Below are 17,504 nucleotides of genomic sequence, written 5' to 3'. Positions count from 1 at the left end.
TCACGTTTTCCCCGGGAAGACGAGGACACGCTCGCGCGGCAGTTCCACCTGCATGGCGCCGCCGGTCTCGATGCCCAGCCGGCGCACGGCGTTGATCGAGAAGTCGGCAACCAGGATACGGCTGCCGAAGCGCGGCGAGGAGAGGCGGCAGCGCCAGAAGGCACCCAGAAACTCCATCTCCTCCACGGTCGCGTCGACGAGGTTTTCCGCCGTGCCGGCGCCCTCCGCAGTACCCGACCCGTGCGCGGCGGAGCCGTGCGGGATGACGTCGACCGGACGGATCACGGCGATGGCATCGCTGCCCTCGGGCAAATCGTGCGGCGCGCACAGGAACTGGGTCGCTTCGACCGCCAGCCTTCCCTGCCCGGCGATCCTCGTCGGGAACTGGTTGGTCTCGCCGATGAAGTCGGCCACGAACAGCGTTTCGGGATGGCGGTAGATCTCGGTCGGCGTGCCGACCTGCTCGATGACGCCGTGGTTCATCACCACGATGCGGTCGGCCATCGACAGCGCCTCCTCCTGGTCGTGCGTCACCATGATGGTGGTCACGCCGAGCTTGCGCTGCAGCTCCTTGATCTCGTGGCGCAGGTGTACGCGCACCTTGGCGTCGAGCGCCGACAGCGGCTCGTCGAGCAGCAGCAGGCCGGGCGAGATCGCCATGGCGCGGGCGAGCGCGATGCGCTGCTGCTGCCCGCCGGAGAGCTGCGCCGGATATTTTTTCGCCTGTCCCGACAAGCCGACCAAGGCGAGCAGTTCGCCGACGCGCCGGTCGATCTCGGCACGCGGGCGCCGGCTGTTCTCGAGCCCGAAGGCGACGTTCCTCTCGATCGTCAGGTTGGGAAACAGCGCGTAGGACTGGAATACGATGCCGTAGTCGCGCTTCGACGGCGGCAGGCCGGAAATATCCCGGCCGGCCTGGTGGATGGTGCCGCGCGTCTGCAGGTCGAGGCCGGCGATGGCGCGCAGCAGCGTGGTCTTGCCGCAGCCGGAGGGCCCGAGGAAGCAGACGAACTCGCCTTCCGCGATCGACAGCGAGACGTCGCGCAGCGCCAGGAAATCGCCAAAACTCTTCCACAGGCCGGAGATCCGCAGATAGGCGGGCTTTGGCTTTGCCGCGGCTTCCTGCATCGCGACGTCTCCAAGCGCGACGGCGGGCCGTCCCGAAATGCTCTCATGCTTCATGGGCACACCCGATCAAGGTCGGCGGAGCCGTGCTCCGTAGTCCTTTGCGGAACGGGCGCCGCCTGCGGCGGCGCCCGACGGGCAGGTCAGGTCAGGACTTCGGCTCGGACTTGCCGTCGTAGCGCTTCGCCCATTCGGCGAGGATTTTCGCGCGGTTGTTGGCGGCCCATTCGAAGTCGTTCTTGATCATCTTGGCGGCCACGTCGGCCGGCAGATGCTCGACCGGCTTGGCGACGCCGGGATAGGCGACCACGGCATAGCCGACATTGTACATTTCGTTGGCTTCCTTGCTGATCGACCAGTCGACCAGCTTCTTGGCCGCCTCGAGATTGGCCGTGCCGGCGATGATGGCGGTCGCCTCGGCCTCCCAGCCGGAGCCTTCCGACGGGAAGATGATGTCGATCGGCGCGCCGCCCTGCTTGGCCTTGGCACCCGGGAATTCGAAGGAGACGCCGATCACCGTCTCGCCGGCGGCCGCCATCTTGCACGGCTTGGAGCCGGAATGGGTGTAGGCGGCGATGTTCTCGTGCAGGGCGTCCATGTATTTCCAGGCCGCCTCCTCGCCCATGATCTGCAGCCAGGCGGAGACGTCGAGGAAGCCGGTGCCCGACGAGTTCGGGTTCGGCATCACGACGTGGCCCTTGTATTCCGGCTTGGTCAGGTCGGCCCAGCTCTTGGGCGGCGTCAGGCCGAGTTTTTCGGCCTCGACGGTGTTGTAGCAAAGCGCCGCGACATAGGCGTCCATGCCGACCCAGCTCGGCGGCGTCGCCTGGTCGACGAATTTCGGATCGAGCTTCTCGACGCCGGCCGGCGCGTAGGGCTCGAGCATACCCTCGCCCTTGAGCAGCAGCAGCGAGGTCGCGGCCACGCCCCAGACCACGTCGGCCTGCGGATTGTCCTTCTCCGCCAGCAGCTTGGCGGTCATGACGCCGGTTGAATCGCGTACCCAGTTGATCTTGATGTCGGGATTGGCGGCCTCGAAGGTCTGCTTGTAGCGGTCGAGGTCGACGGCCTCGACCGAGGTGTAGACCGTAAGCGTCGTCTCGGCGAAGGCGGAAGAGGAGAGAAGCGCCGCGGCCAGGGCGGCCAGCACTGCCGAACTGCGAGATGTCATGATCAGGTTCCCCATTTGATGGCACATTCTGCGATGCACTGAGACTCTGGAGCCGCCTTGCGGCTGTCGGCCTTGTCACCGGCCGATATCGTCCATGCGTCAACCTTGGGGCTGGCAGGAGGATAAGTAAAATCTATTTATCCTATATGGAGATAGGCTGGGCTGATATTTGTCGTGCCGCCGTCACACGCGTTTGCGCCGCCTTGGAGCGACGCACGCACCCGAAAAAATCCCATGGACCTACCCCCACCCCTGACCCCTCCGCTCAAGGCAGGGCGATCGCATATGGAAGTTCTGGAAGCGTCGGCCGGCAGGTTACCCCCACCCTAACCCCTCCCCTCAAGGGGGAGGGGGACTTGCGGCCGCCATGCCGCGCGGAATAATCCCGATTCACGTCTGGCGGAACCGCGCCAAGATCCCCCTCCCCTTGAGAGGAGGGGTTAGGGTTGGGGGGTATCGGCGGGGCGAGCCTTGCAGAATGATCTTCCGGCAGGGATCAGGCGCCGAACAGGTCGACGATCGTCTCCTCGCCGATGGCGAAGCCGGTGCTGGCGCCGGTGCCGCTGGTCACCATCACCAGTCGCACGTCCGCGTGCGGCGCATCGCAGAAGGCGGCATGCTCCGGGGCGGAGGCATACGTGCCGGTCCAGCGGGCGAGCACCGGCGGCCTGGCCCCGCCGAACAGGCCGGCGAACTCGTCGAGGATCAGCCGGTCGACCTCGTCGGAGGCGAACGGGTCGGGCGTGTGCCCGTAGTGGTGGGAGTCGCCCACCACCAGCGACCCGTCGGCGCTCTGGACCACGATCAGGTGTACGCCGTTGTCGAGGGCGCGGGGGCATTCCTCGGTCAGCCGGCGCCGCAGCGCGGCCGCTTCGGGCAAAGCCGAATAGCCTTCGTAGCGCAGCAGGCTGAGGTCGGAGACCAGCGCCGAGCGCATCCGGAAGCCCGGATCGGCGAGCCGCAGCATCTGCAGCTTGCAGCGGCGCACGCCGTAGCCGCCGATCCGCTCGGGATAGAGGGTGGCGAGGTCGTCGCCGGGGCACACCACGATCTTCTCCGCCCGCACCGGGCCGTGGCTGGTCTCGACCGCCGGCGGCGCCACCGCGGAGACGGCGACGCCGCGCCGGAACTCGACCCCGTGGCGCTCCGTCAGGAACGCCGCGAGCTTCGGCAGCACCTCGCGCGATTCGACGCGCAGCTCGAACGGCGAGTAGAGCCCGCCGACCAGTTTTGCGCCGTCGAGGCCCGGCTGATGGCGGGCGGCCTCGTCGCGCGTCAGCAATCGGCATTCCTGCCCGTCGGGCGTAGCCGCGAAGGCTTCCAGCAGAGCCAGCACCTCCGGCCGCTGCGCGGCGACGAGTTTTCCATGCTGGAGGATTTCCAGCCCGGCTTCATCGGCGAGGCCGAGCCACAGCTTTCGTGTGCGCCGGGCGCGGCGCAGCGATGTGCCGGACGCCTGGCCGGTGACGACCACCAGGCCGAAATTGCGGATGGACGCGCCGTTGGCCTGCGCGTCGCGGTCGATGACGACGACGCGCAGCCCGCGCCGTGCAGCAGCGAGCGCGTGGGCGAGGCCGACGATGCCGGCACCGACGACTGCGAGATCGTAATGCATGCGGTCAGCTCACCAGGGCAGGGAGAAGGTCTTGACGTTGGTGTAGGATTTCATCGCCTCGATGACGCCTTCCTTGGTGCCGTTGCCGCTGTCCTTGATGCCGCCGAACGGGCTCATCTCGATGCGGTAACCCGGCACCTCCCAGATGTTGACGGTGCCGACCTGGAGGCCGGCGATGTATTTCTGCATGCGCCGGAAGTCGTTGGTGCAGACGCCCGACGACAGGCCGAAGGCGGTCGAGTTGGAGAGTTTTATCAGCGCCTCGTCGTCGTCGGGAGCGCGCACGATCGGCACGACCGGGCCAAAGGTCTCCTCCATTACCAGCTCGGAGGAATGCGGCACACGGTCGACGACGATCGGCGGCAGCAGCGCGCCGCGGCGGCCGGGATGGTAGAGGATGTCGGCGCCGGCCTCCGCCGCCATCTCGACGCGGCGCTCGAACAGCGCCGCCGCCTTCTCGTGCACCACCGTGCCGAGCTGGGTCCCGGGGTCCATCGGATTGCCAAACCTAATCTTCCTCGCCCGCTCCAGCACCAGCGGCACGAACCGGTCGGCGACGCTTTCCTGCACCAGGATGCGCTTCACCGCCGTGCAGCGCTGGCCCGAGTTTTTCGTAGCGCCGGCGACCGCGAGGTCGGCCGCCCTGGCGAGGTCGTCGTCGGAGAGGTCGTTGAGCACGATCAGCGGGTCGTTGCCGCCGAGTTCCAGCACCTGGCGCTTGTAGCCCGCCTTCGAGGCGATCAGCTTGCCCACCGGCACGCCGCCGGTGAAGGTGATCAGGTCGATGTTCTCGTTGGTGATCATCTCGTCGCCGATGTCCTTCGGCCAGCCCGTGACGACGGAGAGCATTTCGGGCGGCAGGCCGGCCTCGTAGAGAATGTCGGCCAGCACCAGCGCCGTCATCGGCGTCAGCTCGGTCGGCTTGACCACCACGCAATTGTTGGTGGCGATCGCCGGCGCCACCTTGTGCGAGACCATGTTGAGCGGGTGGTTGAACGGCGTGATCGCCGAGATCGCCTTCAGCGACTCGCGCAGGGTGAAGATTTTTCGCTGCTTGCCGTGCGGGGTGAGGTCGCAGGAAAAGATCTGGCCGTCGTCCTGGATCGCCATCTGGCCGGCCAGCGTGAACACGTCGTAGGCGCGGCCGACCTCATAGAGCGAATCCTGCTTGGCAATGCCGAGCTCGAGCGTGACCAGGTCGGAGATCTCCTCCTTGCGGGCGTTCAGCAGTTCGGCGGTCCGGAGCAGGATTTTCTGGCGCTCGTAGCGGGTGAGCTTCGGCTGGTAGCCGGCGGCGATGGCGAAGGCGCGGCGCGCGTGCTCGGCCCCGCCGGCCGGCACCGTGCCGACCACCGTGTCGTTCCAGGGATAGCGCACCTCGACGGCGCCGTCGGCGTCGACCTTTTCGCCGGCGATGCGCATCGGCTCGTGGCGGACTTTGATGCTGGTCTCGGGTCTGGTCATGATCGGTTCCTGGCGCCGGCTTTACCCTCCCCCTTGTGGGGAGGGTCGGCGAGCAATCGGAGCATGGCGGAGATTGTGAGCCGGGGTGGGGGTATGCAGCTCCGAAGGTCCAGACCCCCACCCCGATCCGCTGTCGCGGATCGACCCTCCCCACAAGGGAGAGGGTAAGGCGCTATCCCGCCAGCGCCGCGGCCATCGCGGCATAGTGGAAGGCGTCGAAATTGCGCAGCGCCGGCGCGTCCGGCAGGTCGGGCAGCCGGCGGTTGACGATGAAGGGCACCGCCTGCTCGGTCAGCCCGCCATGCGAGCGCAGCGGCTCGTCGAGCGCGGCGAGGTCGTGGCGATGCGCCGACGTGCCCACCGTGACGTTTTCACCCAACACGATGACGATGTCGCCCATGCGGTCCTCGGGAAGCTCGTAGCGGCGGCAGGCCTCCTCGCGGGGAAGCACCACGGTGATGCCGTCGATCGCCTCCAGCCGCTCCATGATGTCGGCGCGGTCGGCATCCTTCGGCAGGTAGGCGGTGGCGAAGGAGCCGAGCGCGCCGTGATGCACGACATAGGGGTCGGTGATCGGCAGGATGACGCGGGCGGTGTCCTTGCCCAGCCATCCGTCGAGCAGATCCTGGACATAGATCACGGCCGGCGAGCCGTCGGCCAGATGTTTCGGCTTCATGCCGTGGTCGGCGGTCACGACGATCGCCGCACCGAGCGCATCGAGTTCGGCGAGATATTTGTCGAACATGGCATAGAAGGCGTTCGCCTGCGCAACGCCCGGCGCGTATTTGTGCTGCACGTAGTCGGTGGTGGTGAGATACATCACGTCCGGCCGGAACTCCTTCAGCAGCTTCACGCCCGCGGCGAAGACGAATTCCGACAACTCGGCCGAATAGACTTCGGGCACCGGACGGCCGAGCCACTTCGACGCGTTGTCGATGCCGTGCTCGGCTTTCGTCGTCGTGGCCGACTTCTCCGAGGAGAAGCAGACGGCGCGGTTGTCGTCGAACTTCAACCCATGGCCGAGCAGGGCCCTCAGCTTGTCCTTGGCCGTCACTACCGCGACCTTGGCCCCGGCGTCGTAGAAGGCCTTGAACACGGTCGGCGCGCGCAAAAACTTCGGGTCGTTCATCATCACCTCCTCGCCCGTCTCCGGGTTGTAGAGGTAGTTGCCGCAGATGCCGTGCACGGCAGGCGGGCGGCCGGTGGCGATCGACAGATTGTTGGGGTTGGTGAAGGACGGGATGACCGAATGCGCCGTGCGCACCGTGCCCTTCGACTTGATCCTTTCCAGCGCCGGCATCAGTCCCGCCGCTATCGCCTCGTCGAGATAGGCCGGCTCGCAGCCGTCCAGGCAGATGGCGATCGCCGGCACGCGCGGCCAGGCATAACTGCGGCCGTTGGCCTCGATGGTGACGGGGGACATCTGGTTCATGGACAAGGTCTTTCTGCCGGAGGCGATGATCAGGCGGCGAGTTTTGCGCGCTCGTCGAGCGCGGTGCGCGGCGGCGCCGCGTCGGGAACGTTCATCTCGGCCAACGAGCGGCCCGCCGCGTCGACCACGCGGCGCATGACGTGCTCGTCCATGCGGCCGATGCAGCCGATGCGGAAGGATTCCACCACCGTGAGCTTGCCCGGATAGATGATGAAGCCCTTCTCCTTCATCAGCTCGTAGAAGCGGTCGAAGGCGAAGTTCGCATGCGCCGGACAGAAGAATGTGACAATGATCGGCGACAGCCAGCGGTCGGAGAGCAGCGTCTCGAAGCCGAGCGCGCGCATGCCGGCGACCATGACGTCGCGGTTGCGCTCATAGCGCGCGCCGCGTCCGGCGACGCCGCCCTCGGCCTCGTGGATGCGCAGCGCCTCGAGGAACGCGGCGACGACATGGGTGGGCGGGGTGAAGCGCCACTGGCCGGTCTTCTCCATGGCCGCCCATTGCGCGTGCACATCCAGCGACAGCGAATGGCTGCGGCCCTTGGCGGCCTCCAGCTCGCTCTTCCTGGCGATGACGAAGCCGAAGCCGGGCACGCCCTCGATGCATTTATTGGCGGACGAGACCATCGCCTCGTAGCGGATGTCGTTGATGTCGAGCGGGATGGCGCCGAAGGCGCTCATCGAGTCGATAAGCAGCTTGCGGCCCCTCGAATAGACGGCTTTCGAGATCTCGGCGACCGGGTTGAGGATGCCCGAGCTGGTCTCGCAGTGGATGGCGATGACATGGGTGATGGCCGGATCGGCATCGAGGATCGCCGCCACCTCGTCGCCGCGCGGCGGCAGGTAGTCGCCCTTGTCGAGCAGCGTGTGGGCGCGGCCGAGATACTGCATGGTCTGTGCGGCGCGCAGGCCGTAGGCGCCGTTGGCCAGCACCAGCACCTTGCCGTCCCTCGGCACGAAGGAGCCGAGCATCGCCTCGACGCAGAAGGAGCCGGAACCCTGCATCGGCACGCAGTCGAACTCGCTCTTCGTGTCTCCTGTCAATGCCAGCAGGCGCCGCCGCAAATCGGCGGTCATGGCGCGGAAATCGCCGTCCCACGAGCCCCAGTCGCGCAGCATCGTCTGCTTGACGGCATAGGCCGTGGTGAGCGGGCCAGGCGTCAGCAGATAGGGCTCGCCCAGGGCCGGCGGCTCGAAGTCCTCGCTGGCAGTGGCAGAACCGGTCCGCATGGCTTTCCTCCGAAGGCGATTGGCTGGGGTAACAGGGCGACCTTGAGCCATTCCGATCCATTTGGAAAATCGTTATTTTGTATCCATCAATAAGCTGGAATGATGATCGACGGATCGAGTCAGACGGCTCTGCAACAGGTCGCCGCTTTCCGTCAGCAGCGGATAGGCGACGGTCGCCAGCAGCGAATTGATCTCCTTGAACGCCCGCGCCACCTCCAGATGCATGTCGCTGGTCTCGACGCTCTCCGGCGTGCCGGAGCGCAGCCGCAGCAGATGGCTGTCGTGGCTGCGTCGCTCCAGCGAGCGCATCCGCTCCTTTTCGACGACGAGCTGGCGGGCCGACGACAGGTCGTTCGACACCAGCACGTTGAGCGCGAGATGCATGTTCTCGACCAGCCGCCCGTGCAGCTCGCCAAGTTCCTTCCAGCCTTCCTTGGAGAAGCGCAGGTTGCGCTGCAGGCGCTCGTCCGCCAGCACCAGCAGGGTCTTGGCTACGATGTCGCCGGCATGCTCCAGGTTGATGGCGAAGTCGGTGAGCTCGGTGCTGCGGCGCGCTTCCGCGTCGCTCATGTCGCCGCGTCTCACCGCGGCGAGGTAGAGTTTTATGTCGCTGTGGACGCGGTTCACCTCGTCGTCGATCCGGCGCGTGCGGGCGATCTCTTCGCGCGTGCCGGCGGCGAACAGCTCCATCACCGGCCGCACCATGATCTCGACCAGTTCGCCCATGCGCAGCAACTCGCGCGTGGCGCTGGCCAGCGCCAGCCTGGGATTGCCGATGACGGCGCGGTCGAGCGCGCTGGCGCGGTGGGCGAGCAGGCCGCCCGCCTCCGGTTTGTGGGCGGGCTCGGGCAGGAGCGCTTTCGTCAGCCGCGCCATCGCGCCGGTGAGCGGCAGGCAGCACAGCAGCAGGCAGGCGTTGAAGGCGACATGGAAATTCACCAGAGCCGTGCCGGCATCGCTGCCCAGCCGCTCCACCGGCAGGCCGGTGGCTTCGACGATCGCAAGCGCGATCACGGCGCCGCCGGCGCGGAACAGCAGGTTGCCGACCGGGATGCGCTGCGCTGCCGGCGACATGCCGCGCGACAGCCAGAAGGCGATCAGCCCGCCGCCGAGATTGGCGCCCAGCACCAGCGGCAGGCCGGCCTCCAGCGGCAGTAGCCCTTGCCCGGCGAAGGCCACCACCATCAGGATCGCCGCGACGCTGGAATGCAGCAGCCAGGCGAACACCGCGCCGGCGAGGAAGGCGGTGACATAGTCGTCGGCGAGATAGGCGGAGAGGCCCGGCAGCATGGCGCTGCCGCGCAGCGGCTCCGTCGCCTCGCCGATGAGTTTCAGCGAGAGCAGCACGAAGCCGATGCCGAGCACCATGCGCCCGGTCTCCCGCAGCGCCTGCCCCGACAGCTTGAGGTGCATGACCCCGCCGGCCAGCAGGCAGACCGGCACCAGCCAGCCGAGGTCGAAGGAAAGCACCCGCACCACCAGCGCCGAGCCGAGGTCGGCGCCGAGCAGCAGCGCCAGGCCGACGGGCAGCGCGAGCACGCCGCCGGCGGCGAAGCCGCAGGCGAGCATAGCCACCGCCGTCGAGCTCTGCAGCATCACGGCCATCGCCACGCCGCCAGCCGCGGCTTTCAGCTGGCCGCGTTTCGCCTCGCCAAGCAGCCGGCGCAGCAGCGCGCCATGGGCGCGCTCCATGCCCGTTCGCACCATGTGCACGGCATAAAGCAGGAGCATCGTCGCTCCGGCGAGGTGGAGCAGAAGGAGCGAGAAATGCATGGGCGGCTTCCCGTGTCGAGAACCGTCAGGGTCACTTTTGCCTTTACATAAGTCAATTCGTTAGTTTCTATGCTTCCATCAGTTCCGCCAATGGAAGGCACCCGCATGCGTTACGTCCAGCTCCGGGCTTTCCACTATGTCGCCATATCCGGCGGTTTTTCGCGTGCCGCCGAAGCGCTGTTCCTGACGCAGCCGGCTATCTCCGACCAGGTGCGCAAGCTGGAGGAGGAGTACGACGTGCTGCTCTTCAACCGCTACAAGAAGCAGGTGACGCTGACGCGCTCCGGCGAGCAGTTGCTCGAGATCACCCACCGCATGTTCGACACCGAGCAGCAGGCGCTCGACCTGCTGTCGGAATCGCGCGCCCTGCGCTCGGGCACGCTGCGCATCGTCGCCGACGCGGCGCACCATCTGCTGCATATCCTCGGCCGGTTCCGTGAAAAATTCCCCGGCATCCAGATTTCGGTGCGCACCGGCAACACCGAGACGGTGATCGCCGGCCTGTTCGCCTACGAAGCCGACATCGGCGTGCTCGGCGAGATCCCGGAAGGGCGCGAGTTCGACATGCTGAAGCTCAACTCGACGCCGATCGTCGCTTTCGTCGCCAAGACTCATCGGCTCGCGGGCAGCGGCTCGATGAGCTTCGCCGAACTGGAAAAACACCCGCTGATCCTGCGCGAGCGCGGTTCGAAGACGCGGCAGAAGCTGGAAGCGATGGCGCAGTCGCAAGGCGTGGCGCTGCGCCCGGCGATCGAGGCCGAAGGCCGCGAGGCCGTTCGGGAGATCGTTGCCTCGGGCAGCGGCATCGGCTTCGTGTCGGAGGCAGAATTCGGGCAGGACGGGCGGCTGGTGCAGATCGCCATCGATTCGCCGCCGATGCTGATGGACGAGGCGCTGATCTGCCTGCGCGAGCGCTCGCGCGGCAAGCTGGTGCGCGCCTTCTGGGAGATCGCGCGGGAGCTGTCGAGCGACGACTGATGCGCTCCGGTACCCCCAAACCCTAACCCCTCCCCTCAAGGGGAGGGGGACTTTGCGGCCGCCCTGCCGAGCGAAATCGTGGACCATTGGAGCCTGGCGGTGCCGCAGCAAGATCCCCCTCCCCCTTGAGGGGAGGGGTTAGGGGTGGGGTATTCCATTCGCAATAGCCCTGCTCTTTGTGAGGAAGACCAAGGCGGCGGCCTCACGCCGTCAAGCAGCGGTCGGGTAGTCGATATAACCCTTCGCGCCGCCGCCATAGAAGGTGGCCTTGTCGGGCTCGTTGAGGGCGACGCCGCTCCTCAGCCGGCCGACGAGATCGGGGTTGGCGATGAACGGCTTGCCGAAGGCGACGAGGTCGGCGCGGCCTTCTGCAACCGCCTTTTCGGCCAGTTCCTTGTCGTAGCCGTTGTTGACCAGCCAGGCGCCCTGCCCGCCGGCCTGGCGGTACGCAGTCTTGAACGCCGCATAATCGAACGGCCTGTCGCCCTGCTGGAAGTCGCGGGCGCCGCCGGTCGCGCCTTCGACGACATGCACATAGGCAAGCCCGCGGCTGCCCAGGCCGGCGGCGACATGGTCGAAGAGCGGCTGCGGCTCGGGGTCGGAAGCGTCATTGGCCGGCGTCACCGGCGACAGCCGGATACCGGTCCGGCCGGCGCCGATCTCGCCGGTGATCGCCTCCACCACCTCGAACAGCAGACGCGCCCGGTTCTCGATCGATCCGCCATAGGCGTCGGTGCGGTGATTGCTTCCCGAGCGCAGGAACTGGTCGATCAGGTAGCCGTTGGCGGCGTGAATCTCGATGCCGTCGAAACCCGCCTGCTCGACCGCCGCTTTCGCGGCACGGCGGTAGTCGTCGACGATGCCCGGAATCTCGTTCGCCTCCAGCGCGCGCGGCTCGGACGTCTCGGCGAATTCGCCGCTGCCGTCCGGCCTGATCAGGAAGGTCTTGGATTTCGCCCGGACGGCGGAGGGCGCCACCGGCTTGCCGCCGCCGGGCTGCAGCGAATCGTGCGAGATGCGGCCGACATGCCAGAGCTGCACCACGATCTTGCCGCCGGCCTCGTGCACGGCATCGGTGACGCGCCGCCAGCCGGCGAGCTGATCGGGGCCGTAGAGCCCGGGAACGTCCGCGTAACCCTGACCCTGATGGGTGATGGCCGTCGCCTCGGTGACGATCAGGCCGGCACTGGCGCGCTGCCGGTAATAGGTGACGGAGAGATCGCCCGGCACGGCATTGGGCGAGCGGTTGCGCGTCAGCGGCGCCATGACGATGCGGTTGGCAAGCGAAAGATCGCCGGCCTTCACCGGATCAAACAAAGTGGCCATGGGAGGAATGCCTTTCATGCTGGGGAAGCGGACGGAAATGGTCAGAGGTCGGACAGCGTCGCCCGGAAGGCGGCGATGGTCTCTTCGTTGCGCTTGTAGAACACCCACTGGCCGACGCGGCGCGAGGTGACCAGGCCGGCGGCGGACAGCGCCGCCAGATGAGCGGACACGGTCGACTGCGACAGGCCGCAGCGCTCGAACTGGCCGGCGCAGATGCCCATGTCGAGCGGATGCTCCTGGCTGGAAAAATGCTTCTCCGGCTCCTTCAGCCACGCCAGCATGTCGCGGCGGACCGGGTGCGCAAGGGCCTTCAGGATGTTATCGTTTTCCATCGATCTGTATATCGGACTTTAGCGATATATAGATCGAGGCAGAACGATGCGGAAGGCAATCTCATTCCAAAATTGCCTTCCGCGAAAGAAAACCTGCCCTAAAGAACGGCCGGCCCGTTCATGCCGGCTGTGCCTGCTCCGCCTGCCTGGCCGGGAACGGCGGGAACGCCAGTGCCATCGCCACCGCCGCCAGCCCGATGCCGAAGGAGCCGATGAACAGCCAGTCGTAGACGTTGAACGTGTCGTACACCCAGCCGCCGCCGAGCGGCCCCAGCGCCATGCCGATGCTGGAGGTCATGGTCGCCGCGCCGAACACGGTCCCCATCACGCGCTGGCCGAAATATTCGCGCGCCAGCACGGCATAGAGCGGCATGACTCCGCCATAGGCGGTGCCGAAGACGATGGCGAGCAGGTAGAACTCGGGCAGCTCGCGGGCAAACACATAGGCGCCCATGACGACGGCCTGGACCATCAGGCCAGCGATCAGCACCAGCTTGACGCCGAGGCGGTCGGCCAGCACGCCGAGCAGCAGCCGGCCGCCCAGGCCGGCCAATCCCTCGACGCTGTAGATGCTGACGGCCGCCATCGGCGCGATGCCGCAGGCCACCGCATAGCTGACCATGTGGAAGATCGGCCCGGAATGGGCGGCGCAGCAGAGGAAGAAGGTGCCGGCGAGGATGGCGAATTGCGGTGTCCGCAGAGCCTTCCAGGCCGAGAAGCCGCCCGCTTCGGCTGACGGTTCGGCACCCGTATCGGCATGATCGGCGTCCGGCGCCCGCCGCACCAGCAGCGCTGCCGGGACGAGCAGGATCCAGCTGGCGATGCCGATCACCATCATCGCCATGCGCCAGTCATAGGTGGCGAGCAGCCAGGCGGCGAAAGGCGAGACGGTCATCGGGGCAACGCCCATGCCGGCCGATACCAGCGACACGGCAAGGCCGCGATTGGTATCGAACCAGGCCGTCGCGGCGGCGATCATCGGTGCGAAGAACGCGCCGGCGGCAAGCCCGACCAGGATGCCGTAGACGAGCTGGAAGGCGAGCAGCGAGCTTGCGCGGCTCGCCAGAACCAGCGCCAGCCCGAGCAGCACGGCGCCGATGAGCACGACCGGCCTCGCGCCGATCCTGTCGCTGAGGGTGCCCCAGCCGAAGCCGGCGGCGCCCATGACGAGGAAGTTGAGGGTCATGGCGCTGGAAATGCCGGCGCGCGACCAGCCGGTGTCGACCGACATCGGCTGCAGGAAGATGGCAAGGGAGAACATCGCGCCGATGCCGACGCAGGTCATCAGCGCACCGATGGCAATGATGACCCAGCGATAGGAATGGGGCGCCTGGGCATGAGTTTGGGCATAGGACATGGAGCACCTCGCTGCCTGCCGGCGTTCCCGCCCGTTCGGGCGAGGGAAGCCGGCTTCTCCGCAGAGGACGAACGGGCGGGGCGGAAGGCGACTTTCTGTCCGAAATTTTTTCTCGGAGCCTGGCAAGACGCCGAACATGCCTTTTCGCACCGGCACTCCTGCCTCGGATCCGAAGCTGTCGGAACGGATTTCCCCTACCCCGCCTCGCGGCGGATCGCCTCGCGCAAATCCTCGCCGCTGACCGGCTTGTGCAGCAGGCGGTGCCCGCTCCGCGCCGCCTCCTTGATGCGCGCCGGCGAGGTGTCGCCGGTGACGATGATCGCCGGAACCGCGCGGCCGAGATAATCGTACAGGGCATCGATCGCCTCGACCCCCGTTGCATGGTCCTTCAGGCGGTAGTCGGCGACGATCACGCCGACCGACGCGGAGCCGTCTTGCGCTGCCGCGTGGGCGTTCATGACCTCGCCGGCCGAGCGGCCGGCATAGACGCGGTGGCCGTCGAACTCGAGCATCTGCACCAGCGCGCCGAGAACGTCCTGCTCGTCCTCCACCACCATGATGCCGAGCGGGGCGCCGTCCATCCGGACATCGGAAGCGGCACGAGGAGGTTTCGCCGCCTGCACCAGCGGGACCGTGACGGAGAACATCGAGCCGCGTCCGGAAACGGAGACCAGCTTCAGCGGATGCCCCAGAAGCTCGGTTGTGCGGCGCACGATGGCGAGGCCGAGCCCCAGCCCCTGGGCGCGGTCGCGCGCCGGATTGTGCAGCTGCACGAACTCCTCGAAGACGGCCGCCTGCTGATCAGTGGGAATCCCCGGTCCGGTGTCCCACACCTGGATCTCCACCGCCGCGCCGCGCCGCCGGCAGCCGAGCAGGACGCGTCCCGCCGTCGTGTAGCGGAAGGCGTTGGAGAGCAGATTGTCCAGAATGCGCTTCAGCATCATCGGGTCGCTGTCGACGTGCAGGCCGGTCTCCACCACGCGCCAGCCGAGCCCGCGTTCCCCGGCCGTCGGCGCGAATTCCTGGCGCAGGTTGCGGAAGAGCTCACCCAGGTCGACGGTCTCCCGCTCAACCGTCACCACGCCGGCGTCGAGCTTGGAGATGTCGAGCAGCGCATTGAGCAGCCCGCTGAGATTGCCGACCATCGACTTCGCCTTGCCGGCGATCGAGCGCGCATCCGCGGCGGCGACGGCGCCCCGCTGCCCCATCATCGACAGCGTCGAGACCAGCAGGCTGAGCGCATGGATGGGCTGGCGCAGATCGTGGCTGGCGGCGGCCAGGAAGCGCGTCTTGGCCCGGTCGGCGGCCTGCGCGCGGTCGCGCTCGTCCTCGAGCCGGCCGATGAGTTCGACATTCTCGGTGCGCAGCCTCACTGTCTCGCGAAGCATGCGGTAGGTGACGCGGCAATAATAAAGGTTGATCGCCACCAGGCTGCCGATCAGGAAGAGATAGGCGCCGAAGACCTCGCCCTCGCTGCTGAGACAGCGGATCGCCACCGGCACGATGGTAGCGAGGATCGAGCCAACGAGGGCCGGCGGGAAGGCCGAGAGCGACGGCACCGTGCCGCACACGAGCCCAGTGAGCACGATCACTGTGAAGGCGAACAGCAGCGGCTCGTGCGGCAGGAAGCCGACCCAGCCGAGCATGCCCCACATCAGTCCCGAGAGCCAGGACATGACGGCCGCGAGCCACGCCCAGCGGGCCACCGATCCCCCCTTCCCGGCGTGGCGGAAGAACAGCCGCGCCGCGACCACCCGCGCGGCCGTCAGCAGGTACAGCGCGACAAGCCAGCCGACGAACCAGCGCGGCGACACGACGCTGCTGAGGATGTAGGCCGCCGGCAGCGAGATCAGGACGTTGGCGGCTACCACGCCGTAGGAATTGCGGTAGAGAAGCTCGACCAGCGCCTCGCGAATCCGGTCGTCCTGCGGAGTCGCGGACAAGCCTGCCGACAACGGCACGCTGCCCACGACCACTTGATCCAACGGGAGTTCGTTTTTCATGGATTGGCAACCGGAAATTGCACCGACTCGAGTATAGTGCGCGAATGAACCGTCCGCTTGCCGTTATTCTCGCCGAGGACCACGCCATCGTGCGGGAGGGGCTGAAGATGCTCCTCTCCACCCTGGACGACGTGGCGGTGGTCGGCGAGGCCGCGGACGGCGAGGCGCTGCTCGGGCTCGTGCGGGAAACCCGCGCCGACCTGCTCATCCTCGATCTCGGCATGCCGGGCGTCGCGGGCATCCAGCTCATCTCCGACATCCGCTCGCTGGCGCCGCGGCTGCGAATCCTGGTGCTGACGGCCAATGTCGAGCCGCGCACGGTGCGCGCCGCCATTGAGGCCGGCGCCAGCGGCTATCTGACCAAGGACGGCGACCCGGCCGAGCTCGCCGACGCCGTCGCGGCGGTCAGGAAAGGCGGCACCTACATCGCCCGCTCCGTCCGCTTCGCCCTGACGGAGCCGGCGCGCACCGCCAGGCTGCCTGACGGCGAGCAGGTCGTGTCGCCGATTCCGCTGACCCTGCGCGAACGCCAGATCCTGCTGCTGGTGGCACAGGGACAGACCGCCCGCATGGTCGCCGAACGGCTCGGCATCAGCCCGCTGACCGCCCGCAAGCATCGGGAGAACCTGATGCGCAAGCTGAACCTTCACAGCGCCGCCGAACTGACGGCCTATGCCGTGCGGCTGGGACTGCCCGCGGGCTGACGCCATTTCCGGCTCCTCCGGCCAATCGTCGATGACGCGGTAGCATTGCCTTAACCATTGCGAGCCTAGCCGGCCGGCCAGGCGCACCAAATACGGCACCTGCCGTATGTCTTGCGGTCCATCCCGCCCCTATCCCTCCCGCCTCCGGCAAGCAACCGCAAGCCGGAAAGGCCGCTCGACACGAAGCGGACAGAGATCGGGAGGATCTGCCATGCCGTCATTTGCGCCATGGATGCCGTTCGTCATAGCCACGCTCGCCTTCGCCTGCATGCCCGGCCCGGCGATCCTCTACATGACGGCACAGACACTGGCGCATGGCCGGCGGGCCGGCATGATGGCGGCCCTCGGCATCCATCTCGGCTGCTATGTGCATATCGCCGCGGCCGCGATCGGGCTGGCATCGCTCGTCGAAAGCGCGCCGGCCGTCTATGCGGCGATCCGCTTCGCCGGCGCCGCTTATCTCGTGTGGCTCGGCCTTGCCATGGTGTTCGGCGGCGACTGAAGCAGCGCCGATGCCGCCCGCCCGCAACCGAGCACGTTCCGCGACAGCGTCGTCGTCGAGATCCTCAACCCGAAGACGGCGCTGTTCTTCCTGACCTTCCTGCCGCAATTCGTCGACCCGTCGGCCGCCGTGCCGCTGTGGATGCAGTTCCTGATCCTTGGCGTGGCCGTCAATCTCGTCTTCTCGCTTGCCGACCTGGCGGCGGTCGGCCTCGCCTCGGCCGCCCTCTCCCGCTTCTCCGCCGGCAGGGCCGGCTGGGTGATACCGAAAGCCTGCGGCTCGATCCTGATCGGCCTGGGCGTCGCGCTCGCCGGGCACCACGCCTGACATGCGCCGCACCATCGCATTTGCCCGCGCCGCCGCGGCGGACCCGGGAAAAGCCGTTCCGGCACGGCCGATATACGGCAGGTGCCGTATTCTCCGGGCATCCACGCTCTTTGTATCCTGTTGACGGATCGAAGTGAATCGGCGGTTCGCCTCGTCCAGCGCATCA

Annotated in this window: 13 protein-coding genes and 1 pseudogene; 3 read left to right on the top strand and 11 right to left on the bottom strand. The window is 67.4% G+C overall.

Translation table 11 applies throughout. The features are described 5' to 3' along the window. The 7 genes from C7I84_RS12850 to C7I84_RS12820 all read right to left on the bottom strand — a co-directional run bounded on the left by C7I84_RS12850 (position 1) and on the right by C7I84_RS12820 (position 9,809). Positions 1-1,182, bottom strand: a complete 1,182-nt coding sequence (locus C7I84_RS12850; protein ID WP_106772597.1) for a putative 2-aminoethylphosphonate ABC transporter ATP-binding protein — start codon at positions 1,180-1,182, stop codon at positions 1-3. 91 nt (positions 1,183-1,273) lie between these two features. Continuing rightward, a complete protein-coding gene (locus C7I84_RS12845) occupies positions 1,274-2,296 on the bottom strand; it encodes a putative 2-aminoethylphosphonate ABC transporter substrate-binding protein (RefSeq protein ID WP_106772707.1) in 1,023 nt (340 codons plus the stop codon). 496 nt (positions 2,297-2,792) lie between these two features. Next, a complete protein-coding gene (locus C7I84_RS12840) occupies positions 2,793-3,911 on the bottom strand; it encodes a TIGR03364 family FAD-dependent oxidoreductase (protein ID WP_106772596.1) in 1,119 nt (372 codons plus the stop codon). Between the two features lie 9 nt (positions 3,912-3,920). Beyond that, positions 3,921-5,375, bottom strand: a complete 1,455-nt coding sequence (phnY, locus tag C7I84_RS12835) for a phosphonoacetaldehyde dehydrogenase (protein ID WP_106772595.1) — start codon at positions 5,373-5,375, stop codon at positions 3,921-3,923. 172 nt (positions 5,376-5,547) lie between these two features. Next, positions 5,548-6,807, bottom strand: coding sequence for a phosphonoacetate hydrolase (gene phnA, locus C7I84_RS12830; protein WP_106772594.1), 1,260 nt, complete (start codon positions 6,805-6,807; stop codon positions 5,548-5,550). Between the two features lie 29 nt (positions 6,808-6,836). Further along, positions 6,837-8,036, bottom strand: coding sequence for a 2-aminoethylphosphonate--pyruvate transaminase (locus C7I84_RS12825; RefSeq protein WP_106772593.1), 1,200 nt, complete (start codon positions 8,034-8,036; stop codon positions 6,837-6,839). Between the two features lie 72 nt (positions 8,037-8,108). Further along, positions 8,109-9,809 carry a Na/Pi cotransporter family protein gene (locus C7I84_RS12820; RefSeq protein WP_106772592.1) on the bottom strand — a complete coding sequence of 567 codons (1,701 nt, stop codon included), beginning with the start codon at positions 9,807-9,809 and terminating at the stop codon, positions 8,109-8,111. 105 nt (positions 9,810-9,914) lie between these two features. Between C7I84_RS12820 and C7I84_RS12815 the strand changes: the two genes are divergently transcribed. Next, positions 9,915-10,787, top strand: a complete 873-nt coding sequence (locus C7I84_RS12815) for a LysR substrate-binding domain-containing protein (protein ID WP_106772591.1) — start codon at positions 9,915-9,917, stop codon at positions 10,785-10,787. A 210-nt stretch (positions 10,788-10,997) separates the two neighbouring features. On the opposite strand, the gene C7I84_RS12810 is transcribed toward C7I84_RS12815, so the two are convergent. From C7I84_RS12810 to C7I84_RS12795, 4 genes are all read right to left on the bottom strand, one after another. Further along, the gene (locus C7I84_RS12810) at positions 10,998-12,113 is read right to left on the bottom strand and encodes an alkene reductase (RefSeq protein WP_106772590.1); all 1,116 of its coding nucleotides are present in this window, start codon (positions 12,111-12,113) and stop codon (positions 10,998-11,000) included. Between the two features lie 41 nt (positions 12,114-12,154). After that, positions 12,155-12,445, bottom strand: a complete 291-nt coding sequence (locus C7I84_RS12805; RefSeq protein WP_106772589.1) for an ArsR/SmtB family transcription factor — start codon at positions 12,443-12,445, stop codon at positions 12,155-12,157. Positions 12,446-12,563: 118 nt separating this feature from the next. Beyond that, positions 12,564-13,802 carry an MFS transporter gene (locus C7I84_RS12800; RefSeq protein ID WP_106772588.1) on the bottom strand — a complete coding sequence of 413 codons (1,239 nt, stop codon included), beginning with the start codon at positions 13,800-13,802 and terminating at the stop codon, positions 12,564-12,566. Between the two features lie 194 nt (positions 13,803-13,996). After that, positions 13,997-15,778, bottom strand: coding sequence for an ATP-binding response regulator (locus C7I84_RS12795; protein WP_245428431.1), 1,782 nt, complete (start codon positions 15,776-15,778; stop codon positions 13,997-13,999). 71 nt (positions 15,779-15,849) lie between these two features. Here C7I84_RS12795 and C7I84_RS12790 point away from each other — a divergent pair, with 71 nt between their 5' ends. Further along, entirely contained in the window at positions 15,850-16,509 is a 660-nt protein-coding gene (locus C7I84_RS12790; protein ID WP_106772586.1) for a response regulator, read from the top strand. A 211-nt stretch (positions 16,510-16,720) separates the two neighbouring features. Beyond that, positions 16,721-17,338 (top strand): annotated as a pseudogene (locus C7I84_RS12785) (LysE family translocator). Positions 17,339-17,504: the final 166 nt, after the last annotated feature.

The sequence above is a fragment of the Kumtagia ephedrae genome (assembly GCF_003012745.1).
In the GTDB taxonomy this organism is placed as follows: domain Bacteria; phylum Pseudomonadota; class Alphaproteobacteria; order Rhizobiales; family Rhizobiaceae; genus Kumtagia; species Kumtagia ephedrae.
Note: the sequence above shows the minus strand (reverse complement) of the source record. Positions and strands in the feature narration are given on the sequence as shown.